This is a genomic window from Haloglomus halophilum, assembly GCF_024298885.1.
Lineage (GTDB): Archaea > Halobacteriota > Halobacteria > Halobacteriales > Haloarculaceae > Haloglomus > Haloglomus halophilum.
Genome location: NZ_CP101166.1, coordinates 653,217 through 676,940 on the forward strand (window position 1 = coordinate 653,217; position 23,724 = coordinate 676,940).

Below are 23,724 nucleotides of genomic sequence, written 5' to 3' on the forward strand. Positions count from 1 at the left end.
CCGTTCAGTAGTCGTTCGGGACGATGTTGTCCACCCAGTGCTGGTAGCGACGGCGCCGTAACTCCTCCGTGTTGCCGCCGTAGTCCTGGGGGACGTACTGGTCGAACTGCGGCTCCTCGGCCAGCGCGTTCGGGAAGAACAGCTGCGAGCCGTTCGCGGTGTAGTTCCCGATGGCCTCCTGGCCCGCCGGGCTCGTGAGGAATCCGACGTACGCCATCGCCGCCTGGTAGTTGACGTTGTCGTGGACAGCAGGGTTGACCGGGATGACGCCGTACGGGTTCCGCAGGATGGCCGGGCCGTCCTTGAGCGGCCCCTGAACGTGGATGACGAGGTCGATATCGCTCTTGAGCGAGAGGAAGGTGCCCCGGTCGGCAAGCGTGTAGCCGCCGACCTGGTTGGCCTGGTTCAGCGTATCGCCCATCCCCTTGCCGGTCTCCTGGTACCACGACCCCGTCGGTGAGGCGCTGGACTGGTCCCAGATGGTGAGCTCCTTCTTGTTCGTCCCGGAGTCGTCACCGCGCGAGAGGAACGTCGATTCCGTCTCGGCGATGGTCGCGAACGCCTCCGTCGCGCTCGACATCCCGTTGATGCCGGCGGGGTCGTCCTGCGGGCCGACGATGACGAAGTCGTTGAACATCACGTCGCGGCGGTTGACACCGAAGCCGTCCTTGAGGAACTGGTCCTCGGCGCCCCGCGCGTGGACGAGGATGATGTCGGCGTCGCCGTCACGCGCCGTGCGGATGGCCGCGCCGGTCCCCTGGACCAGTGGCTCCACCTGGATGCCGAACGTCGACTGGAACATCGGGTTCAGTTCGCCCAGCAGCCCCGTGTCGTACGTCGAGGTGGTGGTCGCGACCGTCAGGGTCCCGTCGCCGACACTGTTCGAGCCACCACCACCACCGCCGTCGCCCCCGTCGCCACCGCCGTCGCCCCCGTCGCCCTGGTTCCCCATCGTACAGCCGGCGAGCGCGAGCGCGCCGCCGACACCGGCGGCCTGCAGCGCCCGCCGTCGCGTCGTCGAGCCCCAACCCGTCTCGTCGTCAGCCTCAGGTCCCGTGTTCCGTTGTTCCGACATGGATACAACGCTGGTGCAGCGGCACCGTCATAATCGTTTTGCCACCGGCTCCCACAGTGTGGGTATGGACCCGAACGTGACCCCGGAACTGCGGGCCGGCACGGTGGCGTTCGGTGCCGACGACGCGGCGCTCCTCCGGGCCATCGACGAACACGGGTCGGTGAGCGCGGCCGCGAGCGCGCTGGAGCGGTCGCGAGCCCGCGCGACCGGCCGGCTGGACGACCTGGAGGCCGCGTTCGGCTCGCTGGTCGAGCGCACGCGGGGCGGGACGGGCGGTGGCGGCACGGAGCTCACCTCGGAGGCCCGGCGACTGCTCGCCCGGTTCGACCGCCTCGGGACGACGCTCTCGGGGGTCGCCGCGGCCGAGGAGTGCGTGCTGGAGGGTCGGGTCCTCGACCGGGACGGGGAACTGGCCACGGTGGCGACCTCGGTCGGCGAGGTGCGTGCGCTCGCCCCGGCCGGCGCCGACCGGGTGCAGGTGTCGCTCCGCGCCGACGCCGTGACGCTCCACGCGCCCGACGAGGCCCCACCCGCCGGCGGGACGAGCGCGCGGAACCGGCTGGCGGGGACGGTTCGCGCGGTCGAACGCGGCGAGTCGGTCGCGCACGTGCGGGTCACCGTGGAGGACACGGACGGACGCACGGACGGGACCGTCGAGCTCGTCGCGCTGGTCACGCTGGAGAGCGTCGACCGGCTGGGGCTGGCCGAGGGAACGGCGGTCGTCGCGACGTTCAAGGCGACGGCCACGCGGGCGACCGGCATGTCGTAGTGTCCGAACAGATTCCGAACCACGATGAGAACTCGATAAATTGTTTCCCAATCTGAAAATATCGGACGTAATCCGACTACACCGTTCAACGTGGGCGCTCGCCGCGGCCTCGGTGGGGATGAACCCCTCCAGGACGGGAACGGCCAGCAGACCTCGCCGCGAACGTCGCCAGTCTCGAACGGCTTATGTCCCTTCCTCCCGAACTCTCCCGAGAATGAGCAGTCCTGAACTCGATGTCGTCGAGTTTCTCCTCACCGCAGCGGTCTACACGGAGAACGGTGACCTCGACGAGCGCGACCTGCCACCGCGGTACCGGCGGGTGTTCTGGTCGGAGGGAGATATCGAACGGCCGCTGGCGACGACGGGGAACACCGCGGCCGCCGCAACCGGCGTCGACCGGCCGTGGGAGGCCGTCTCCGGCCTGATGTTCACCGAGCGCGACGACTTCTCGGGGACCATCGACCTCTCGGACCGGGACATGGCCGAGTCGTGGTACGTCCAGCGCGTCGACACCGAGCGCATCCAGGAGAACCCCACACTGGCCTCGCACTTCGAGGCCGAGATGGACGAGATCGACTACCAGTCCTCGCGGGAGCGGAACCGCCCGGTCCACGCCGACCGCGTCTGGATCGACTCCCTGCTCGACGAGATGTTCGACGAGGACGACGAGGAGATGCTGGACCTCGTCGAGGTCAAAGCGCCCGAGGAGGTCGAGATCACGATGAACGACCTCGTCCTCACCGAGGACCAGGAGGGCGAGATCGAGAAGGTCGTCAAGGCCATCGAGCACCGCGACTACCTCGCGGAGATCGGCCTCCGGGAGATCGGCAAGCTCCTGTTCGTCGGGCCGCCCGGCACGGGGAAGACGAGCGTCGCGCGCGCGCTGGCGCGTGAACTCGATCTCCCGTTCGTGGAGGTCAAGCTGTCGATGATCACGAGCCAGTACCTCGGGGAGACGGCCAAGAACGTCGACAAGACGTTCGAGGTCGCCAAGCGGCTCTCGCCCTGTATCCTGTTCATGGACGAGTTCGACTTCGTCGCGAAGACGCGCTCCTCCGACGAGCACGCCGCCATCAAGCGCGCGGTCAACACGCTCCTGAAGAGCATCGACGAAGTGAGCCTCATCCAGGACGACGTGCTCCTCATCGGCGCGACCAACCACCCCGATCAGCTCGACGCCGCGGCGTGGCGCCGGTTCGACGAGATCGTCAACTTCCCCAAGCCCGACGCCGGGATGCGCGCGGACATCCTGGAGGTCGTCACCCGGCGGATGGAGATCGACGACTTCGACCCGGCCGAGGTGGCCGACCTGACCGAGGGCCTGACCGGCAGCGACCTCCGGCTCGTCCTCCGCGAGGCGGTGCTGGATGCGCTGACCGAGGAGCGGACCACCCTCACGCAGGCCGACCTCCGGCGGGCCGTCGAGGGGTTCGAGGAACGGGACAACCTCAAGAACATGGACGACTTCGACAACTGGAAGGGGACCCGCTCGGACGAGAGCGAGAACGGCGAGGGGGACTCGCACGACCACTCCGACCACGACCACACGCACGAGTCGACCGAGGTCGAGCCGCCCTCCGAGTAGGGGGCCACTGGGTTCCGGGTCGACCGTCGGCTACTCACTCCGATCCGTCGCTCCGGTCCTCGCGTTCCTCCCGCTCGAACAGCGTGCCACAGAGCTTGCGGTGGCCGGCCCGGAGATGCTGTGAGACGGTCGCATCGCCGATGGAGAGCGCGTCGGCCAGCTCGCTGGCGTCGGTCCGCCGGGGCCACTCGTAGTAGCCCGAGACGTACGCCGTTTCGAGGGTCTGGCGCTGGCGCTCGGTCAGTTTCGACTCCACCTCGCCCACGTACTCGATACTGCTCTTCGATTCCAGGGTGACCTGCTGCTGGCTGACCAGTGAGGTGTCCGGATACTGCTCGGCGACGGCATCGACGACCGACCGCACGTCGCTCTCCGGCGGGAGTTCGACGGTGACGATGGCGCTCGATGGCTGGATGACGATCTCCCGGACCTGGCCGCCGCGCTCGCCGAGCATCGAGAGTGTCGGGGGCTCGTCGAGCAACCACTCGTACAGTCCGACGCCGTCGTGCTCGCCCACGTGCCGGAACCGGGCCACCGTGTCGGCCCCCTGCTCGATGAACGTCCGGACCGCCGACTCGGTCGTCCCGTCGGCGCTCGCGTAGACGAGGAACCGGCCGTCATCGAGCGGGATGGTGCGCTCGACCTGGATGCGTGGTGTCGTGTCCCCGGACTCGTCGACCGGGAGGTCGTCACTCGGGATCGAGAGTTCCAGCTCGATGGCACTCTCGGCCATCAGGGCCTCCCGGTGCTCCAGCGCCGCGATAGCGTGGCCGATGCTCTCGCCGAGATGCGAGACGACGGTCCGTTCGCGGTCGTCGAACGCCGCCTCACGCCGGGAGTAGAGGGCCAGCAGGCCGTACTGGCGGCCGTCGTACCGGAGCGGAATCGCCGCCATGGCACGGAACCCGGCGTCGCGGGCCGCCACCTGCCACGCCTCGTCCGCGAGCCCGTCGATATCCCGTACCACCTGTGTCCGGCCCGTCTCCAGGGCGGTCGCGCCCGGCCCCGTCGGCTCGGTGTCCTCGCCGTACGGGATGGAGACGGCGTCCAGATACGCCTGGTGTGGCCCGGCACTCGTCCGCGGGACCACCTCGCCGGCCGTGGTGTCGACCTCGCCGACCCACGCGAAGGCGTACGAGTCCGCGCCCGCGAGCGTCTCGCAGACCCGCTCCTCCAGTTCGGTACGCGAGGTGGCGTCGATGACGGCACCGTTGACCTCGCGGACGACCTCGTTCAGGTCGACGAGCGCCCCCAGCTGGTCGCGCTGCTCGCGGAGCCGGCGCTCGCGCTCCCGGCGCTCGGTCACCTCACGGGTGTTGACCAGGATGCCATCGACGTGGGGCTCGTCGGTGAGGTTGCGGGCGCTGGCCTCGACGATGGCCTCGGACCCGTCCTCGCGGCGGAGGGTGACCTCGATGGTCGGCTGCGAGGACGGGTCCGCCAGGAGCCCCTCGAGTTCCTGGGCCACGCCTTCGACCTCCCCCTGGTCGAGGTACTCGAAGATGGACTCACCGAGGGCCTCGGCCGGCGTGTAGCCGAACACCTCCTCGACGGATGGCGTGATGTACGTGATGGTCCCGTCCTCGTCGAGGATGGCGCTCACGTCGGTCGAGCGTTCGAGTGCCACCTCGTACTGCTTGAGTCGCCGCTCGTACGCCACCCGGTCGATGGCGGTCGCGAGCACGTTCGCGACGCTCTCGACGAACGAGGTGTCGGTCCCGGCGAAGGAACGCGGCGAGGTGTCGTGGACGCCGAGGATGCCCCACGGGTCGTCCGTCGGGCCGATGACGACGCTGATGCCGCTCTCCACATCGTGGTCGGTCAGGAGCGACGGCGGGGCGAAACGCGTCTCCTCGGCGAAGTCCTCGACCACGACCGGCTCCTCGGAGACCAGTGTGAACCCCGCCTGCGAGTCGCGACCGGTGCCGACCGCCGCCTCCCCGACGTAGCCGGGCTGCCAGCCCACACCGGCCCGCAGCTCGAGTTCCCCCGCCTCGGGCTGGAGATCGAGCACCTTGCAGTAATCGGCGTCGAGCACGCCCGCGACGGCCGCGACGGCGCTGTCGAACAGGTCGTCCAGCGACTCGCCACCGAGTGCCTGTCTACCGAGGTCGGCGACGGCCGTCTGCTGGTCGACCCGCCGCTCCAGCTCGCGCTGCTGGGCCCGCCGCTCGGTGATGTCGCGGACCACGCCGATACGCTCCAGGCCGGTCGCGCCCTCGATGAGCGCGAAGCGGGCTTCGGCCGGGAACGTCGAGCCGTCGGCCCGTTCGACCTCGGCCCGGATGGTCGGCGAGACGCGCTCGTCGGCCGCCATGTCGGCCTCGATCTCGCGGGCCCGCTCGATGGTCTCCTCGTCGACGAGTTTCGAGACGTGGTCGCCGAGCAACGCCTCGCTGTCGTAGCCGGTCATCCGCGCGTACTCGTCGTTGACCATCGTGAACCGACCGTCCTCGTCGACCGTGTACACCCCGTCGTTCATCGCCTGGACGATGGTCTCGTACCGTTCGAGTTCGCGCTCGCGGCGCCTGGGCTCGGTGATGTCGGTGAAGTACACCGATAGCCCCGTCTCTGAGGGGTAGGCGTTCACCCGGAACCAGGTGTCGAGCGGGTCGTAGTGGGCCTCGAACTCGACCGGCTGCTGGGTCCGCATCGCCGCCTCGTACTCCTCCTGGAACGCCGTCCCTCGGGCCTCCGGGTACAGCTCCCAGATGTGCTCCCCCTCGAGCTCGTCCGGGGAGTGGCCGAGCAGCTCGCCCGTCCGCTCGTTCGCGTAGGTGAACCGCCAGTCGTCGTCGAGCGCGAAGAACCCGTGGGAGATGCGGTCGAAGACCGCCTCCGTGTCCTCCCCGGAGTCGAACCCGGCCGCGGCGTCGGCGGTATCCACATGGGCCGGAGACGCCGGTTCCCCGTCGGCCGGCGTCACGAGGAGCGTCAGACGCTCACCGTCCGGGTAGACTCGACCCGAACGGAACACCCCGTCCGTCGCCGGGAGCCGGACCGTCGTCGCCGACCCCTCATCCCGCGCCTCCCGGAGGCGGTCCGCGGCGGCCGTCCCCTGCAGGTCCGGCCACGCGTCCCAGACGCGGCGTCCCTCCAGGTCCGCCGCCGTCCCCCCGATGAGGTCGGCCGCGGCGTCGTTGACGTACGTGAGCCGCCAGTCCGCGTCGAGCGACACGACGGGGTCGCTGATGCACTGGAGCGCCGTGGTCTGGGGAGCAGAGGTCTCACTCGGCATGGTGGTCGTCCATCCGTCCGTATCTCCACACGGTCGAGGGAGTGATATCCCTCTTACGGCCGAACTGGTCAGGACAGCGCGGGCGACGCGACCGAATCCGAGAGCCGACCGCTGGTGAACTGCGACACCGGTACCAAAATGGTTTGCCAGCACCGATATGCCCCAGTCCATCCTGCATTGCGATAGCGACAGTACGACGCGGACACCGAACGGGCCATCGAACAACCGCCGTCCACACAGCCAATGAACACCGACCGCACATCACTCAAGGACCACGTCACGACGATGTATGCGAGACTCCGTCGAGCCCTCGGAACCGGCCGTGGCGACCGGCAGGAGACCGATGTCGGGGTTGGATTCCCGGAGACCACCGAGACGGACCCCCCCGCGGGCACGACGGACGCACCGACCATCGCCGACGGGTCCGGCGCCGCCGAGACCCTGACACGCTCGGAGCTCGCCGGCAGAACCGGACTCAGCCCGGAGCAGTACATCCGGCAGTTGCTCGCGGAGCACGACGGCCGACTCCGGCAGAGCGACGTGGGCGACCTGGCCCGGCTGTCAGCATCGACGACGAGTCGGCTCCTCTCGGAGATGGAGGCCGACCAGCAGATCACGCGCGTCTCTATCGGTCGCGAGAAGGTCGTCTGTCTCCCCTCCTCGACGCCCGACAGCGCGAACCAGCGGGCGGTCTGAGGACCGGTCCCCCGGCGCTTCCGGCCCCCACCACGGTACTTTTGGCCCGACACCACGATTCGGGAACCGATGGAGGTCACCCTCCTCGGAACCGGCGACACGACCGGCACGCCGACGCCGGGCTGTTCATGTGACACCTGCGAGGCGGCCCGCGAGCGCGGCATCGAGCGCTCACGGTTCTCGGTCCACGTCCACAACGAGCGGACCGGCGAGTCGCTGCTCGTCGACGCCAGCCCGGACCTCCGCCAGCAGTTCCTCGACCACGATGTCGACCTGCCCGACGAGGTCGTCATCAGCCACATCCACTTCGACCATCTCGATGGGCTGGGCAACGCCTACCGGCTGTTCCCCGAGGTGCCGGTGTACGCCGCCGACGAGACCGACCCGGAGACCGGCGAGAGCGTCGCCGCGGCCGTCCGCCGGCGCTACGACTACCTCGACACCGTCGTCGTCGAGCCCCGGACCCCCTTCGAGCCGTTCGAGGTCTGCGGCCTGGAGCTGACGCTCGTCCCGGTCGACCATCCGCCGCTCGTGTGTTACGGGCTCGCCATCGAGGACCCCGAGACGGGCGCGAAGCTCTCGCTCTCCGGCGATACGGGCTACGACATCCCCGACGAGTCGCTCGACGTGCTCAGGGACCCCGACCTGCTGCTGGCCGACGGTATCGTCCCGGCGCACCTCTGTGAGTACCACCCGCTCGGTGGCGCCGACGAGGTCGACGGCGAGTTCATGACGTTCGGCACGAAGCACATGACCTTCGAGGGGGCCCAGCGCCTCGGCCGGAACCTCGATGCCGACGAGACGCGCGTCGTCCACATCTCGCATTTCGTCCCGGCCGAGGAGGCGTTCGAGGAGCCGCTGGCGGTCGACGGGGAGCGGTACGTCCTGTAGTTCGCGGGACCGGGACGAGGCTGGGGCGGGGTCGGGACGCCGTGGTTGCCAAGGCTCTTGCGTCGAGGGCCACTCTGTACGTGTATATGATTTCCCTGACACTTGCTGTGGGGGAGCGGACACCCGTCAGCAGCCAACCCGGGGCCGTCCGGGGAGACCTGTGAACCCCAGCCGGGTCGACTCCATCGTCGACCTGACGTACGGCCTGCTCATCGCGGCCTCGGTCGGACTCATCGTGGTCGCCGGGAACACCGTCGGACTGGCCTTCGGCTTCGGCGTCCTCCTCTCGTTCATGCTCCACGTCGTCTGGAAGATGGCGCGGTTCGACCCGAACTGGATGACCACGGAGGTCCAGCGGACGGTCGAGGAGACCGTCGACGAGACGGTCAGCGAGACGGTGGAGAAGACCGTCGGTGAGACCGTCGAAGAGAAGGTCGGCGAGACGGTCGAGGAGAAGGTCGGTGAGACCGTCGAAGAGACCGTCGATGAAACCGTCAGCGAGACCGTCGAGAAGACGGTCGAAGAGACCGTGGACGAGACGGTCGGCGAGACGGTGGAGAAGACCGTCGACGAAACCGTCGGTGAGACGGTGGAGAAGACCGTAGAGGAGACCGTCGGCGAGACGGTCGAGGAGACGGTCGAAGAGACGGTTGGCGAGACGGTCGAGGAGAAGGTCGAGGAGACCGTCGAGAAGACCGTGGAGGAGACCGTGGGCGAGACGGTGGAGAAGACCGTGGACGAGACGGTGGAGGAGAAGGTCGGGGAAACCGTCGAGAAGACGGTCGAGGAAACCGTCAGCGAGACAGTCGAGAAGACGGTCGAGGAAACCGTGGACGAGACGGTCGAGGAGAAGGTCGGGGAAACCGTCGAGACGACGGTCGAGGAGACGCTGGGTGCGCAGGTGGACTCGAAGTCCGGCGAGTGGGAGGACCGGACCGAGGAAGAGGTGTGGGAGGACGAGGCGGCCGACGGCGAGTGGGAGGACGAGGACGAGCGGGAGGTGTGGGAGGACGACGAGGCGAGCGACAGCGAGGGAGAGGACGAAACGAACGACGACGGATCGGATGCGACGAACGGCGAGGACGATGCTAGCGACGAGGACGCGGACGACCCGGAGGACGCCTGATGGTCGACCCGTTGCTCGTCGTCGGCGTCCTCGTCTCGATGTTCGTCGCGTACAACATCGGCGGGTCGACGACCGGGCCGGCGTTCGGGCCGGCGGTCGGCGCCGACGCCATCTCGAAGACGGCCGCCGCGGCGCTGATGTCGGTGTTCTTCTTCCTCGGGGCCTGGACTATCGGTCGGAACGTCGTGACGAAGCTCGGCACGGAGCTGGTCGCGGACCCCGGCGTGTTCACGCTGGAGTCGTCCATCGCGGTCCTGTTCTTCATCGGGGTCGCGCTGCTGATGGGGAACCTCTTCGGCGTCCCGGCCTCGACCTCCATGACGGCCGTCGGCGCCATCGCGGGGCTGGGGCTCGCGGGCGGCGTCCTCGACTTCGCCGTCATGGGCGAGATCGTCATCTGGTGGGTCGTCTCGCCCATCATCGGCTTCTGGGTGTCGCTCATCATCGGCCGGTACTTCTACGCGCGGCTCAACCGGATGATCGCGATGGAGCGCAGCACGGGCCCGCTGCTCGATGTCGACCGTTCGGGACCGATACCGATTCCACGGGTTCACCGGACGACCAACCGGCGTGAACTGTACGGGACGATAACGGTCGTCGCTATCGGCTGTCTGATGGCGTTCAGTTCCGGAACCTCGAACATCGCCAACGCCGTCGCGCCGCTGGTCGGGAGCAAGGAGCTGGCGATGAACCCGGCCATCATCTTCGGCGGCATCGCCGTCGCCATCGGCGCGTTCACCATCGCCCGGCGGACCCTGGAGACGATGGGGAGCGACATCACGGAGCTGCCGCTGACGGCCGCCATCGTGGTCGCGACGGTCAGCTCCACGCTGGTCGTCTTCCTCTCGACGCTGGGCATCCCCGCGAGCTTCGTCGTCATCGCGACGGTCTCCATCATCGGCCTGGGCTGGGGCCGGGCGACCCGACCGGTGACCGTCCCGGAGGCGGTCACCGCCGCCGAGGACCCGCCCAGGGTGTCGGTCGACGCGCTGGCCGCCGACGAGGAGGGCGAGGAGCTCCCCCCCATCGGCGAGGAATCACCCGAACGGACCGACGCCGGCGACCTCTTCAACCCCGCGACGACCGCCCGGGTCGTCCTGATGCAGAACGTCGTGCCGGCCATCGCCACCGTCGGGGCGTACCTCACGTTCCGGTTCGTCCCGATATTCGGGTTCTGAACGGCGGTCCCGCCCGGCCCGATGGTGGCCGCCGCGCGGGCCGTCAGCCGTCGAGGCCGTGGCGCTCGCGCAGCTCGGGGACGCTCTCGGGCTTCGACTCGAACCCGTACTCGTCGCCCAGCCGGTCGATGCGCACCAGCAGTTCCTCGGGCGGCGCGTCGTCGTCGAGTAGCTCCGCGAGTTCCTCGAAGTACCACGCGAACCCGCCCGGGGCGATGACCTCGAGGAACCGGAGCGGCTCCGACCCGGGGTTCCAGAAGGCGTGCCAGACGCCGCGCTCCTTCACCACGGTCCCGCCCGCCTCGACGACCCGGACCTCCCGGTCCGCCCCCGTTCCTTCCTCGATGCCCATCCGCCCGGCCAGCACGTGCGAGATCTCGTCCTCGCGGCTGTGCCGGTGGAGTGGCGACCCGAGCGTCCCGGGTGGGAGCGTGTGTTCGACGACCGCCACCTCGCTGTCGCTCTCGTCCGGCGCGACCTGCAGGTCGGCGCCGAGCTGCCCGTCGGCACCTGTCTGGACCGAGTAGTGTGGCTCGTCGGCCATACGGGGGCGTCCCGAGCCAGCGGCGTAAGGGTTGGCCGGCAGTGCCATCCATCCACACGGAATCCGAGTGGGCAGCGTTTTGCCGACCCCGACCCCAGCACCCCCAATGGTGTACGAGCTGAAGCCACCGGTCGGAGGGTCGCCGGGGCTGCTGATGTTCACGCACAAGGAGCGCCCCTACTTCTTCGACTCGCCCGAGCCGCTGGCCCGGCGGCTGGTCGCGCTGAAGGAGCGCTACGTCCTCGGGCTCCAGTGGGGAGCCTACCACGCCGACGTGGGCGACACGCCGTACGTCGACTTCCAGATGGCCTGTCCCGGCACCGTCGACTGGGCGCCCGGCGCCGACCCCCGGCTGGTCGAGCTGTGCTCACGGGACTTCACGCCCGCCCGCTTCCGGCCGATGGACGTGCCCCAGCAGTGGGACGTGTTCAGTGTGGGCCACCCCATCGACATCAAGCGGTACTCGGAACTGCTCGATACCGTCCGCGAGTGCTTCGACCGCGGCGTCGACCTCGATGTCCTCCTCATCTGTGCCGTTCCGGAACCGCCCGACGACCTCGGCGGCTACTGGGACACCGAGTTCTTCGAGCAGTACGAGGCCGACTTCACGGACGCCGAGCGCGAGCACATCGACCTCGGGGTGCCCGTCGAGGCGTCGTTCGGCGACCGCCCCCTCCACCCCATCCCGAACGAGGTGTTCCCGTACCTCTACAACGCCTCGCGCGGGTTCGCGCTGTTCTCGCGCGAGGAGGGCCAGTCGAAGGTGGTCCACGAGGCGCTCTGCTGTGGCACGCCCGTCGTCGTCCACGAGGGCCTGAAGGGCGGTGGCCGGGACAAGCTGGACGCGACGAACTCGCTCCAGTTCGGCGATGTCGACGAGGCGGCCGACGCCTTCCAGACGCTCGCAGAGGGGGACGCGCCGTCCTTCGACGCCGAGCCGCTCCGCCGGGAGCTGGTCGAGGCGTTCACCGGCCCCGTCTTCGAGGAGCGCGTCCGCGAGGTGTACGCCGACCTCGGGCGCCCGTACGAGGGAGACCTGGAGACGACGGACCTGGCGTTCAAACTCGGGAGCCACACCGTCACGCTGCCCGAGTCGATGCGCTCGGGGAACACGAACGACCTGCGTTCGCGCGAGGCGTTCGTCCGGTTCGTCGACTACAAGCTGGACCGCACGACGCCGCTGGCCGACCGCGCGACCGCTCGCCGGGCCGACGCCGAGGCCACCATCGACGACTTGCGCGAGGCGGGCCCGGAGGCGGTGGCGGGGCGCGTCCTCCGGGCGGTCGACCGACAGGTGCCGGTGCCGCTCCACCGGACGGCGGCGCGCGCGTACCGGCGGGTGACTGGTGACGGGACGACCGGCGAGCCGGCCGGCTCCGAGAGCCGGAGTTAAGTCCGAGGCCGACGCACCGCCGTCGATGAACGTCGGACGGTACGGTTACGGCGCCCTCTCGCGACTCGGGATGGCTGCCCGCCTCGACCGGCCGGACTACCGCCACCGGAGCGCCGTCCTGATGTATCACTCCGTCCGACCCGCCGGCGAGTGTCGGCCCGGAACGTCGGACGTGGCCGTCGAGGACTTCCGGTCCCACCTCGAGTACCTCACCGGCAACTTCGAGGTGGTCGACCTGCCGGACGTCCGGCTGAACGACGGCCGCGGCGTCGGGCGCAAGCACGTCGCGCTCACCTTCGACGACGGCTACCGCGACTTCTACACGGAGGTCCGGCCGTTGCTGCACGAGTACGAGGTGCCCGCGACGGTGTTCGTCTGCCCGGCGCTGCTGGACAACGCCTGCCGCCGCGAACAGGTGATGAACACCGGCCACATGTTCGACACCCTGACGAGCGACCAGGTGCTCGAGCTGGCCGACGACCCGCTGGTCACCGTCGGGAACCACACCCGGACCCACCACAACGTGGGCGCCCACCACGACCGCGACATCATCCGCGAGGAGGTCGTCGGCGCCCAGCAGGACCTCGCCGAGCGGTTCGGCATCGACTGCGACCGCTTCTGCTACCCGAACGGGGGCTTCAACGACACCTCGGTGTCCATCGTCCGCGAGACCCACGACATCGCGACGATGAACGAGTCCCGGCGGCCCCTGCTCGGGAGCGAGGACCCGATGCTCGTCCCGCGGGTCGACGCGGGCCTCCCGTTCCGGCGCTGGCGCTGGCACATGAGCGACCTGAACGGCGAACTGATGCTGCTCGCTCGCCTGGCCAGGTTCGACGTTTCCTGACCGAATTCGACGTTTACTGGCTGGATTCGGCATCTGCTAACCAATTTCGAGGCCTATTGGCCAGAATCAGTGACTATCTCGCCAGATACCAAGCAACCTCCGCGTGTTCCGGACCCGATTGAGCGTCGTCTTCGCCGTCTCCAGCGCGACGTACTTCGCCACGACACCGAGCGTCACGTCCGAGGAGTAGTACATCCGGCCGAGTTCGTCCTCGGGCACTGTCTCCGGCTCGCGTCCAGCGTCGAACCGCTCGATGGCGTCGGCCACGAGCGGGACGCCGGCGCGGTGCTTGCGCCCTTCGAGTTCCGACCACGTCAGGCAGTCCGCGATGTCGACCTCGCGCTCGGCGGCGATGGCGCCGGCATCGAGGGCCTCGGTCAGCTGGAGCAGCGTCACGCCGCCCGTCGCCACGCGGTCGAGGTAGTTCCAGAGGTGGGTGTAGACGCCCCGGTAGCGCCGGATGTCGCCGTGGTGGTAGGAGAGCACGCCGTGTTCGGGCGCCGTGAGCACGTCGCCCTTCAGGATGCCGACGCCGTTCTGGAGCGCGGCGTCGGTCTCGGCGATGCGGTCGACGGTCGCCGCCGGGAACCGGACGCCCGGCCCGTCCGCGACGGGGTCGAGAGCGACGTAGCGGCGCTCCAGGTCGGACGCCCTGGCTGTCTCGGGGATGTCGACGCGCCCGTCCGCGCCCGGGTCGCGCCCGGCCGTGTCCGTGCGGACGACGAGCGCGACGCGGGCGTCCGTCCGGGCCGCCATCTCCACGAGCGCGTCGGCGAGCCAGTCGCGGAGGTGGTCCCGTCCGAGGAGGAGCGCGAGCCGCTCGATGGCCATGTCCCGTCGGCGCCCGGACGGGGCAAGAGGCTACCGCTCGCGGGCGGTGTGGCGTTACTCCGGCGCGCCGCCGTCCGCCCCGGTCGCGCTGTCGTCCCGCTCAGTCGTGTCGCTGTCCGTCCCGGTCGCGCCGCCGTCCGGCTCCGCGCGGGCCTCGCCGTCGCTCGCGACGCCGGCCTCGGCCTGGGTCGCGTAGAGGTCAGCGTACTGGCCGCCCTGCGAGAGGAGCTCCTCGTGCGGCCCGGCCTCGGCGATGCGGCCGGCATCGAGCGCGTAGATGCGGTCCGCGCCGACGACGGTCGACAGGCGGTGCGCGATGGCGACGATGGCGTAGTCGCGCTCCATCTCCTCGATGGCGGTGTGGACGCGCTCCTCGAGGCCGGTGTCGAGGTCGGAGGTCGCCTCGTCCAGCACGAGCACGTCGGCGTCCTTCAGGAGTGCGCGGGCGATGGCGACGCGCTGGCGCTGGCCGCCCGAGAGCCGGACGCCGTCGTCGCCCAGCTGCGTCTCGAGGCCGGCGGGCAGGTCGTCGGCGAACTCGGTGACCTGCGCGATGTCACAGACCCGCCGGACCTCGGCGTCGGTCGCGTCCCGGTTGCCGACAGTGAGGTTGTACCGGAGGGTGTCGTTGAATATCCAGGGCTGCTGGCGGACGACGCTCACCCGGGAGCGCCACTCGCGCCGGTCGAACGCGCGGATGTCCGTCCCGTCGGCGCGGACGGCGCCGGAATCGGGTTCGTACAGACGCGTCAGCAGCGACACCACGGTGGACTTTCCGGCGCCCGACTGCCCGACGAACGCGACGAACTCGCCGCGCTCGAAGTCGAAGGAGACGCCGTCGAGAATCGTCTCGTCGGCCTCGGGATACGAGAAGCGAACGGTGTCGAACGCCACCTCGTCCACGGGTGTGGGAACGGGGTCGCCCGCGTCGGGTTCGGCGTTGGCCTCCAGCGCGTCGACGAACCGCTCCATCCGGACGACGTGGGGGAGGTCCCCCTCGGCGCGGTAGTAGAGGTCGTTCACGTCCGAGACCTTCGGCGCGAGCCGGAACATCGCGAACAGGAAGACCGCGAGCCGGGAGACGGGGAGGCCGAAGACGGCCAGGCCCAGGTACAGCAGCCCGAAGACGGTCAGCGCGCTGACCCACTGGTATATCTCCTTGAACGCCGCCTGGTTCCGGCGGAGCAGGACGTTCGCCCGGGCGTAGGTGTCGACGGCGCCGCGGAAGTCCGCGAACAGCTCCTCGGCGACCCCGAACAGTTTCACGTCCCGGATACCCTGTGTCCCGGCCTGTACCGACTCCTGGACGCGCTCGTTGGCGTCGGCGATGCGGTCGCCGACCTCGTAGCCGGACTCGAACTGGGTGCGGACGAGGACGGTCGTGCTGCCGAGGACGACACCCGTCAGGAGTGTGAGCTGTGGCGCGAGATACAGCGCCAGGCCGAGATACGCCGCCGAGACCAGCGCCGCCTCCAGCAGGCGGGTCCCGTTCTTGATGAACCCGCCCGCGTACCGGGCCTGCGTGACGATGGCGTTGAGAATCTCGTCGGAGCCGTTCCGGTCGTAGTACCCCACGCGCGCGTCGAGCGCCCGGTCGAACGCGCGGGTCTGGAGGTCCCGGACGTACGCGGTCTGGAGCACCGCCCGGAGGTAGGCGACGACGAACGACGCGGCGTGGCGGGCGGTCATCACGACCGCGACCCCCGCGACCGCCGTTTCGAGGGTCAGCGGGAGCCCGAGCAGGTCGTAGGTGGCGACGAACGCCGCGAGGATGCCGGTGGTGTCGCTGCTGGTGCCCTGGGCCAGCTCGATGATGGGGAGGATGAAGCCCGCGCCAACGCCCGAGAGGACGGCCGCAGCGACCGCCAGGACGACGACCGCGACGGTCGTCAGCGGTCGGTAGGCGGCGACGGCCCGGACCGCCGCGAACTTCTCGCGGCGCCCCACGTCCGGGGCCTCGGGGTCCGGGTTCGGCCCGGCGTCCTCGCTCATTGCGCCCGTTTCGGGCGGCTTCGCTCATAAACTCGGGTATTCAGCGATGCCGGCGTGGAATGTGGGGCGCTGGAAATCAACTGTCGTGATTCTTGTCGCGAAATCTGCCGATTATCCAGGATAGGGGCAACATTTATACCCTGTTCCCTCGCGCGCTCGAAATGAGGCATGATACCATGACACAGAACGTGAAGACCCGACTGCTCGGACGGAACGTCTCGTTCCCCGTCTCCGAGCCGTGGCTGGCGTACTGGCTGGTGATCATGCGGCTCGCGGTCGGGTGGTGGATGCTCCATGCGGGGCTCGACAAGTTCCTCGCCTGGCCGTTCGACGCCGGCTGGTTCGTCAGCGGCGCCGCGCAGGGGACCAGTCTCGGGCCGATAGTGACCCTGTTCGCCGACGGCATCCTCCTCTCGTTCGTCAACGTCGCCATCCCGCTCGGGCAGACGCTGATCGGCCTCGGGCTCATCCTCGGGGCACTGACCAGGCTGGCGTCGTTCTTCGGCGCCCTCCTGATGGCCTTCTTCTACTTCATCAACGGGGAGACCGGTGGCTGGAATCACGGCGTCGTCACCGGCGAGCTGCTGGGACTCCTCATCTTCGCGATGATCGCCACGCTCGGCGCTGGGCGCGTCCTCGGTGTCGACGCGTACCTCGCCGAGTCGGACATCGTCCAGAACCATCCGAAGCTCCGGTACATCGTGGGGTGATACGTCATGAGTGAACTCGACACGGCGGACAGGATCGCGGCGTACGGCGGCGGTGGCCTCGTGGTCCTCGGAACGGTGGTCATCGGCCTGCTCGAGGTGCTCGCAGGCTCACCACATCCGGTCGACGGCGAAGGACAGATCGTCCACGAGGCGCTCGTCCCCCTCGAGATCCGCTCGTACATCATCATCCTCGGCCTGCTTATCTGGATGTTCTACGCGGTCTACAGGGTGGTCGCGACCACGCCCGACACCGGGAGGGCGGCCTGAGGAACGAGCGACAGCAGCGTTCGCTTCGTTCGTCGGAGAGCTGCACCTGCATCGGCGCGCCGCAGGCGCGCCGTTCACCGCTGGCGAGCGAAGCGAGCCAGCGGGCAACAGTTTTTCTGAACGTTTTTGCGAGGAGCGGTTCGCGGGCGGAGCCCGCGAACCTGACGAGTAAAAAGCTCTACTGGAACCCGATACGCCCGCCACCCTGCTGTGGACCGGGCTCGGCGCCGCCGCCCTTGAAGTCCTCCTCGATGCGGTCGTAGTAGTCGCGGATGTCCTCGTTGATGGTGGGACGGACCGATTCGAGCGCCTTGCGGAAGTGGCGCATCTCGACCATCTCGGCGTCGTCGTCCTCGCGGAGTGCCTCGATGGCGGCCTCGCGGGCGATGGACTCGATGTCGGAGCCGACGTAGCCGCCCGTGAGCTCCGCGAGTTCACGGAGCGAGACGTCCGGCGAGAGCGGCGTGTCGTCCGTGTGGATGCGGAAGATCTGCTCGCGACCGTCGACCTCCGGCTCGCCGATGTAGACCAGCCGGTCGAACCGGCCCGAGCGGATGAGCGCGGGGTCGATCATGTCCGGGCGGTTGGTCGCGCCGATGACCATCACGTCGCCCATCTCCTCCAGCCCGTCCAGCTCGGTCAGGAGCTGGTTGACGACGCGCTCGGAGACGTTCGAGCCGACATCACCGCCCCGACCGGGCGCCAGCGAGTCCAGCTCGTCGAAGAAGATGACCGTCGGGGCCACCTGCCTCGCCTTGCGGAACGTCTGTCGGATGGCCTTCTCGGACTCGCCGACCCACTTCGAGAGCAGTTGCGGGCCGCGGACGCTGATGAAGTTCGCGTTCGTCTCGTTGGCGACCGCCTTCGCCATCAACGTCTTCCCGGTGCCGGGCGGACCGTACAGCAGCACGCCGGCGGGCGGCTCGACGCCCATGCGCTCGAACTTCTCGCGCTGGGTCATCGGCCACTCGATGGACTCCTGGACCTGGCCCTTGGCCTCGTCCAGGCCGCCCACGTCGTCCCAGGAGACCTTCGGGAGTTCGACCAGCACCTCCCGCATCGCCGAGGGGGAGACCTCGTTCAGCGCGCCGCGGAAGTCGTCGCGCTTGATTATCATCCGGTCGATGAGGCTCGGCGGGATGTCCTCCTCGTCGAGATCGATCTCGGGGAGGTACCGGCGCAGGGCCTTCATCGCGGCCTCCTTCGTCAGCGACTCGATGTCGGCACCGACGAAGCCGTGGGTCTCGTCGGCCATGTGGTCCAGCGAGACGTCGTCGGAGAGGGGCATCCCGCGGGTGTGGATCTGGAGGATCTCCTTGCGGCCCGTCTCGTCGGGGACGCCGATCTCGATCTCGCGGTCGAACCGGCCCGGCCGGCGGAGCGCGGGGTCGACCGAATCGACGCGGTTCGTCGCGGCGATGACGATGACCTGCCCGCGCGATTCGAGGCCGTCCATCATCGTCAGCAGCTGGGCGACGACCCGGCGCTCGACCTCGCCGGTCACGTCCTCGCGTTTGGGTGCGATGGAGTCCAGTTCGTCGATGAAGATGATAGAGGGACTCTCCTCGGAGGCGTCCTCGAAGATCTCCCGGAGCTGTTGCTCGGACTCGCCGTAGTACTTCGAGATGATCTCCGGGCCCGCGATGGAGAAGAAGCTCGCGGAGGTCTCGTTGGCGACCGCCTTCGCCAGCAGCGTCTTGCCGGTGCCGGGCGGGCCGTGAAGTAGCACCCCCTGTGGCGGCTCGATGCCGAGCTTCTTGAAGATCTGCGGGTGCTTCATCGGCAGCTCGACCATCTCGCGCACCCGCTGGATCTCGTTGGAGAGGCCGCCGATGTCCTCGTACGTGATGCCGCCGCCGGTCTTCTCGAAGCCGGAGATGGGCTCCTCCCGCAGCTCGACCTCCGTATCCTCGGTGACGAGCACGACGCCCTCGGGGTCCGTCTCGACCGCGATGAGCGGAATCGCCTGTCCGGGCGACCGCATGAATGGATGGTTGGTCGAGGACATCACCGGAACGATGTCGTGTTCGACGACCGGGCGCTTCAGGATCTGACGCTTGACCATGCCGGCGGCGTCGGAGCCGAACTGGACGCTGGCCTCCTCGGGCGGCGCCAGCACGAGCCGGTCGGCCTTGGTGGCCTCGGCCTTGCGGATCTCGACGCGCTCGCCGATGCCGACATCCGCGTTCTGCCGGGTGAACCCATCGATGCGGACGGTGTCGGTGTTCCAGTCCTGTCGGTCGGCGCGCCAGACCTTCGCCGCGGTCCGGTCGCCGCCCTCGATCTCGATGATGTCCCCTGGGCTCAGCTTCAGGTGCAACAGCGTGTCCGGGTCGAGGCGTGCGATGCCGCGCCCCGAGTCGTTGGGGTACGCCTTCGCCACCTCCAGTTGAACCTCGTTCATGGTAGGAGTGGTATACCAAGGAACTCAACGCCCGCGGCGATATGTCTTGTGCTCACACGGGAACCCGTGACACTTTTCCTGACGTGGACACCGACGGCTCCTCACGGTTCGTGGTCGCCCGGCTGGGTCCCGTGCCCCCTGCTGGCGTCGGTGGGATTACTCGTCGCTGGGAGGCTGTTCGTCGTTGTCCGCTTCCTCGCCTTCGACCGTCTCCTCATCCACCTCATCATCGTCTTCCCCCTCCTCCCCTTCGGCCGTCTCCTCGTCTATCTCCTCGTCCTCCCCACCCTCCCCTTCGACCTCGACTTCCACCTCTATCTCGAGCCCGTCGGTCTCCAGTTCCGCCTCGGCTTCGCGGGTTCCGCCGATCTCGATCTCCAGTTCCTCACGATCGACCGCCACTTCGACCTCCACCTCGATGTCGAGCTCGGTCTCGTCGCTCATAGCCCCGACCAGTTTCGGACGGATAAAAACCGATACTCCCCCGGCAACGTCCGGGGGCTTTCGCGCTCGGGTCTCAGTCGCCGAACCGCTCGTCGATCTCCTCGGGCGTGAGCGCGCCGAGGGGCTCGTCGTCCTGGGCTTCGCCCCCGCCAGCCTCGCGGGCGGCCATCTCGGCGGCCTCCATGCCGACGAGCTGGACGTACACCCGCGCGGCGACGGCGGCCCCGAACGCGGTGACGACCGCACCGAGGACGACCCCGAGCGCGGCCGCGGCGGCCTCGCCCAGCGGCGTGACCTCGACCAGGCTCCCGGGGAGGGTGGCGACCTGCCCGACGAGGACCACGACCAGCAGGACGAACAGGACCCGGATGCGGTGGCCCTTCACCAGCCGCCACGACCGACGGAGCGCCGGCACGACGCCCGCGCCCTCCACGGCGACGACGGCGCGGACCTGGTAGAACGCGACCGCGAGGAAGACCCCGGGGAGGATGAACGCGACGAAGCCGACGAACACCGCGGCGGCGGCCAGCGAGTTCGCCACGAACGAGACGAGCGAGCGCGCCGGGAGGTCCGCCAGCGCCTCGCGCGGGAACTCGCGGGCGTCGCGCACGAACACCTGAACGGCGACCACGTTCAGCGTCTCGGCCAGCAGCGCGGTCAACAGCACGAGTCCGAGGGCCGTGCTCAACTCGACGGGGAGGGCGAGCGGCGAGGGGTCCGCCAGCGGCGGGAAGTCGGCCGGGGTCGCGGCCGAGTTCTCGATGACCGCGGTCCGGACACGGGGCACGAGGGTCGCGAACAGGCTCGTCGTGGCGACCGCACCCGCGAAGCCGACCAGCAGGTAGCCGGCGACGAGCGCCAGCCCGACCGGGCGGACGAGCCGCGCGACGGCACCGCTCAGCGCGTCGCCGACCGCGAGCGTGCCGTCCGGTTCCGGTCCGCGCGAACCAGGTCCGTCGGAGGAGGGCTCGTCGGCGTCGGTATCGTCCACCCGGGGGGGCGGGCCGCTACTGTCGTCGGACACGTCAGGGCCAGTCGTCGCGTTCGTCCTCGGTCGGCTCGGACGATGCCGCCTGTTCCGTGTCCCCCAGCTCCCAGCCGGCCGCATCGGCGGCCTGCTCGACGGGGAGGTACTCCCAGTCGACCTGGTCGGCGAGAGCAGCGTCCTCGTCACTCGTGCCGACGAAGACGTGCCGGTCCGTGTCGAACTGGCGCTTGACGTTCTCGAGGGACTCCTCCCGGCCCCGCGGGCCGGAGAAGAAGTCCTGTCGGATGCGATTCTTCCGGGTGAAGTTCGTCACCACGTAGGTCGGCTCCTCCGAGACGACGCCGACGTACTTGCTCCACGTGCGCGCGTCCGAGAAGACGGCGTCCGGCTCGGCCAGCCGCTTCAGGGCCGCCAACTCGAACGCGAGGGTCATGTCGCTCGAACCGCCGCCTCCGTCCATACCGAGTGGGTCCCGCCCGCCGGAGAAAACGCTTTGGAAAGGGCCTGACGCTCGGTCCGGAAGCCCGGGGCGGTCGTGGCCAGACTCATGTCGTCCCCGGCGATACCGTCGGCCATGACCACCCGCTCGTTCGTCATCGCGGCGGCCGACGCGTTGCCGTTCGCCCTCGTCGGGGTCGTCGTGGCCTTCCTCGGGGGACGACGGCTCGCCGGCCCGGCGTTCGCCCTCCCCGTCGCGGGCCTCGTCGGTGTCGCCCTGCTTGCGAGTCTCGGCGCCATCAGCCTCTCGCGCGTCGAGGACCGCCCGTTCGTCTGCTGTCGGACGACGGCGAACGTCCTGTGGTTCCACTGAGCCGGACGACCATCCCTCGTCCACGGCCACCCCTATTTAGGTGTCACTGCGGGCGCCCTGCGAACAGTTGACGAGGGCCCCGTGTCGGGGTTTCATAGACCTGTTCGACAACACTTATATAGAACCGCTGACTGATTTTCGTACGACTATGGCACAGCAGCAGCAGCGCATGGGCGGACAGCCGATGTTCATCCTCGCCGAGGACTCCCAGCGGACCCGCGGCGAGGACGCACAGTCCTCGAACATCCAGGCCGGCAAGGCCATCGCCGAATCGGTACGCACGACACTCGGGCCGCGCGGCATGGACAAGATGCTCGTGAGCGACGACGGCGACGTCGTCATCACGAACGACGGGGCGACCATCCTCGACAAGATGGATATCGAGCACCCCGCCGCGCAGATGATCGTCGAGGTCGCCGAGACCCAGGAGGAGGAGGTCGGTGACGGTACCACGACCGCCTCCGTCCTGGCGGGCCGGCTCCTCGCGCAGGCCGAGGACCTCCTCGAGGACGACGTCCACCCGACGACCATCGTCGAGGGCTACCACGAGGCCAGCGCACTCGCGCTGGAGGCCATCGAGGACATGACGCTGGACGAGGAGCTCGACGACGACCTCCTCAGGAAGGTGACCGAGACCTCGATGACCGGCAAGGGCACCGGTGACATCGAGGCCGGTGCGCTCGCCGAGACCGTCGTCGGTGCCGTCCGCGCCGTCGAGGGCGAGGACGGTGTCGAGCGCGAGAACATCACCGTCCGCACGCAGAAGGGCGCCTCCTCCTCCGCGACCGAACTGGTCGAGGGCGTCATCGCCGAGGAAGAGCCGCTCCACGAGGACATGCCCCGCTCCGTCGAGGACGCGACCGTCGCCGTCCTCGACGTGGACCTGGAGATCCGCGAGGCCAACATCGACGCCGAGTACGACATCAGCGACGTCGACCAGCTGAACCAGGCCATCGAGGCCGAGCAGTCCGAGCTCCGCGGCTACGCGGAGACCCTCGACGAGGCCGGCATCGATGTCGCCTTCGTCACGGGCGACGTCGACGACCACGTCGGCTCCTACCTGGCCGAGTTCGGCATCCTCGCCTTCGACTCCATCGGCGACGACGACGCCGGCTCCATCGCCCGCGCGACGGGCGCGAAGACGCTCGGCTCCGTCGAGGACCTCGACGCCGACGACTTCGGCCACGCCGACTCCATCCGCGTCGAGCAGTTCGCCGACGACGGCCTCGTCTTCGTCGAGGGCGGCGCGGCTGCCGAGGCCGTCACCGTCCTCGCCCGTGGTGGCACCGAGCACGTCGCCGACGAGCTCGAGCGCGCGCTCAACGACGCCATCGACGTCGCCACCGCCGCGCTCGACTCCGGCGGCATCGTCCCCGGCGCCGGCGCCTCCGAGATCGCCATCGCGGACCACATCCGCTCGGGCTCGGCCGGCATCGAGGGCCGCAAGCAGCTCGCCGTCGAGGCGTTCGCCGACGCGATGGACGTCATCCCGCGCACGCTCGCGGAGAACACCGGCCTCGACCCCATCGACGCGCTGGTCGACCTCCGCTCGCGCCACGAGGAGGAGGGCGTCGCCGGCATCATCTCCGAGGGACAGACCGGCCACATCGACGACCCCGTCGACTACGGCGTCTTCGACCCCGCCGCGGTCAAGCGCGAGGCCGTCGAGTCCGCCACCGAGGCGGCCACGATGATCGTCCGCATCGACGACGTCATCTCGTCGAGCTAACGTCTCAAATACACCCGTTCGGTTGTAAATTCTCGAATAACTTATTTATCCCGGGCGTGGTAGATTATTCTCTGCGTTCCAAGTATTGTTTCGGAGAAGTGAAGGGCCCCTACGAAGCCCTCGCGCTCTCGCCCTTCAAGTCCACCAGGGACGTGGAACGTTGCACGGAGCGGCGCCCCTACCCTTCCCCGGGTTCTCGCGGCTAC

Annotated in this window: 21 protein-coding genes; 12 read left to right on the plus strand and 9 right to left on the minus strand. The window is 69.1% G+C overall.

What is annotated here, in order from left to right; genetic code table 11:
- Positions 1-4 precede the first annotated feature (4 nt).
- Positions 5-952, minus strand: a complete 948-nt coding sequence (locus NL114_RS03315) for an ABC transporter substrate-binding protein (protein WP_350355444.1) — start codon at positions 950-952, stop codon at positions 5-7.
- A 187-nt stretch (positions 953-1,139) separates the two neighbouring features.
- On the opposite strand from NL114_RS03315, the gene NL114_RS03320 reads away from it, so the two are divergent.
- Both NL114_RS03320 and NL114_RS03325 read left to right on the plus strand, forming a co-directional pair.
- Entirely contained in the window at positions 1,140-1,844 is a 705-nt protein-coding gene (locus NL114_RS03320; RefSeq protein ID WP_254823380.1) for a TOBE domain-containing protein, read from the plus strand.
- A 214-nt stretch (positions 1,845-2,058) separates the two neighbouring features.
- A complete protein-coding gene (locus tag NL114_RS03325; RefSeq protein WP_254823381.1) occupies positions 2,059-3,429 on the plus strand; it encodes an ATP-binding protein in 1,371 nt (456 codons plus the stop codon).
- 34 nt (positions 3,430-3,463) lie between these two features.
- On the opposite strand, the gene NL114_RS03330 is transcribed toward NL114_RS03325, so the two are convergent.
- Positions 3,464-6,667 carry a PAS domain S-box protein gene (locus NL114_RS03330; RefSeq protein WP_254823382.1) on the minus strand — a complete coding sequence of 1,068 codons (3,204 nt, stop codon included), beginning with the start codon at positions 6,665-6,667 and terminating at the stop codon, positions 3,464-3,466.
- Positions 6,668-6,910: 243 nt separating this feature from the next.
- On the opposite strand from NL114_RS03330, the gene NL114_RS03335 reads away from it, so the two are divergent.
- From NL114_RS03335 to NL114_RS03350, 4 genes are all read left to right on the plus strand, one after another.
- Complete coding sequence (locus NL114_RS03335; protein WP_254823383.1) at positions 6,911-7,363, plus strand: helix-turn-helix transcriptional regulator; 453 nt, start codon at positions 6,911-6,913, stop codon at positions 7,361-7,363.
- A 69-nt stretch (positions 7,364-7,432) separates the two neighbouring features.
- The gene (locus tag NL114_RS03340; RefSeq protein ID WP_254823384.1) at positions 7,433-8,254 is read left to right on the plus strand and encodes an MBL fold metallo-hydrolase; all 822 of its coding nucleotides are present in this window, start codon (positions 7,433-7,435) and stop codon (positions 8,252-8,254) included.
- Between the two features lie 160 nt (positions 8,255-8,414).
- A complete protein-coding gene (locus NL114_RS03345; RefSeq protein WP_254823385.1) occupies positions 8,415-9,380 on the plus strand; it encodes a hypothetical protein in 966 nt (321 codons plus the stop codon).
- The gene (locus NL114_RS03350; protein WP_254823386.1) at positions 9,380-10,558 is read left to right on the plus strand and encodes an inorganic phosphate transporter; all 1,179 of its coding nucleotides are present in this window, start codon (positions 9,380-9,382) and stop codon (positions 10,556-10,558) included. The genes NL114_RS03345 and NL114_RS03350 overlap by 1 nt, the downstream gene beginning before the upstream one ends.
- Positions 10,559-10,601: 43 nt before the next feature.
- Here the strand turns inward: NL114_RS03350 and NL114_RS03355 are convergent, their stop codons facing one another.
- Complete coding sequence (locus NL114_RS03355; RefSeq protein WP_254823387.1) at positions 10,602-11,102, minus strand: cupin domain-containing protein; 501 nt, start codon at positions 11,100-11,102, stop codon at positions 10,602-10,604.
- Positions 11,103-11,208: 106 nt separating this feature from the next.
- Here NL114_RS03355 and NL114_RS03360 point away from each other — a divergent pair, with 106 nt between their 5' ends.
- Both NL114_RS03360 and NL114_RS03365 read left to right on the plus strand, forming a co-directional pair.
- Positions 11,209-12,495, plus strand: a complete 1,287-nt coding sequence (locus NL114_RS03360) for a glycosyltransferase family protein (RefSeq protein ID WP_254823388.1) — start codon at positions 11,209-11,211, stop codon at positions 12,493-12,495.
- A 25-nt stretch (positions 12,496-12,520) separates the two neighbouring features.
- Positions 12,521-13,342, plus strand: a complete 822-nt coding sequence (locus NL114_RS03365) for a polysaccharide deacetylase family protein (RefSeq protein ID WP_254823389.1) — start codon at positions 12,521-12,523, stop codon at positions 13,340-13,342.
- A 66-nt stretch (positions 13,343-13,408) separates the two neighbouring features.
- Here the strand turns inward: NL114_RS03365 and NL114_RS03370 are convergent, their stop codons facing one another.
- Both NL114_RS03370 and NL114_RS03375 read right to left on the minus strand, forming a co-directional pair.
- Positions 13,409-14,173 (minus strand): formyltransferase family protein, encoded by a 765-nt coding sequence (locus NL114_RS03370; RefSeq protein ID WP_254823390.1) that lies wholly within the window; start codon positions 14,171-14,173, stop codon positions 13,409-13,411.
- A 54-nt stretch (positions 14,174-14,227) separates the two neighbouring features.
- Positions 14,228-16,165: an ABC transporter ATP-binding protein gene (locus NL114_RS03375; protein WP_254823391.1), complete on the minus strand. Its 1,938-nt coding sequence runs from the start codon at positions 16,163-16,165 to the stop codon at positions 14,228-14,230.
- Positions 16,166-16,326: 161 nt separating this feature from the next.
- On the opposite strand from NL114_RS03375, the gene NL114_RS03380 reads away from it, so the two are divergent.
- Positions 16,327-16,875: a DoxX family protein gene (locus tag NL114_RS03380; RefSeq protein ID WP_254823392.1), complete on the plus strand. Its 549-nt coding sequence runs from the start codon at positions 16,327-16,329 to the stop codon at positions 16,873-16,875.
- A gap of 6 nt (positions 16,876-16,881) precedes the next feature.
- A complete protein-coding gene (locus NL114_RS03385) occupies positions 16,882-17,142 on the plus strand; it encodes a hypothetical protein (protein WP_254823393.1) in 261 nt (86 codons plus the stop codon).
- Positions 17,143-17,320: 178 nt separating this feature from the next.
- Here NL114_RS03385 and NL114_RS03390 read toward each other — a convergent pair whose 3' ends face one another.
- The 4 genes from NL114_RS03390 to NL114_RS03405 all read right to left on the minus strand — a co-directional run bounded on the left by NL114_RS03390 (position 17,321) and on the right by NL114_RS03405 (position 21,438).
- On the minus strand, positions 17,321-19,546 hold the full coding sequence (locus NL114_RS03390) for a CDC48 family AAA ATPase (protein ID WP_254823394.1): 2,226 nt from the start codon (positions 19,544-19,546) through the stop codon (positions 17,321-17,323).
- Positions 19,547-19,702: 156 nt separating this feature from the next.
- The gene (locus NL114_RS03395; RefSeq protein WP_254823395.1) at positions 19,703-19,990 is read right to left on the minus strand and encodes a hypothetical protein; all 288 of its coding nucleotides are present in this window, start codon (positions 19,988-19,990) and stop codon (positions 19,703-19,705) included.
- 73 nt (positions 19,991-20,063) lie between these two features.
- Positions 20,064-21,014, minus strand: a complete 951-nt coding sequence (locus NL114_RS03400) for a DUF7847 domain-containing protein (RefSeq protein WP_254823396.1) — start codon at positions 21,012-21,014, stop codon at positions 20,064-20,066.
- 1 nt (position 21,015) lies between these two features.
- The gene (locus tag NL114_RS03405; RefSeq protein ID WP_254823397.1) at positions 21,016-21,438 is read right to left on the minus strand and encodes a DUF7124 domain-containing protein; all 423 of its coding nucleotides are present in this window, start codon (positions 21,436-21,438) and stop codon (positions 21,016-21,018) included.
- 114 nt (positions 21,439-21,552) lie between these two features.
- Between NL114_RS03405 and NL114_RS03410 the strand changes: the two genes are divergently transcribed.
- Positions 21,553-21,789, plus strand: a complete 237-nt coding sequence (locus NL114_RS03410; protein WP_254823398.1) for a hypothetical protein — start codon at positions 21,553-21,555, stop codon at positions 21,787-21,789.
- A 169-nt stretch (positions 21,790-21,958) separates the two neighbouring features.
- On the plus strand, positions 21,959-23,518 hold the full coding sequence (gene thsA, locus NL114_RS03415) for a thermosome subunit alpha (protein WP_434084121.1): 1,560 nt from the start codon (positions 21,959-21,961) through the stop codon (positions 23,516-23,518).
- Positions 23,519-23,724 lie beyond the last annotated feature (206 nt).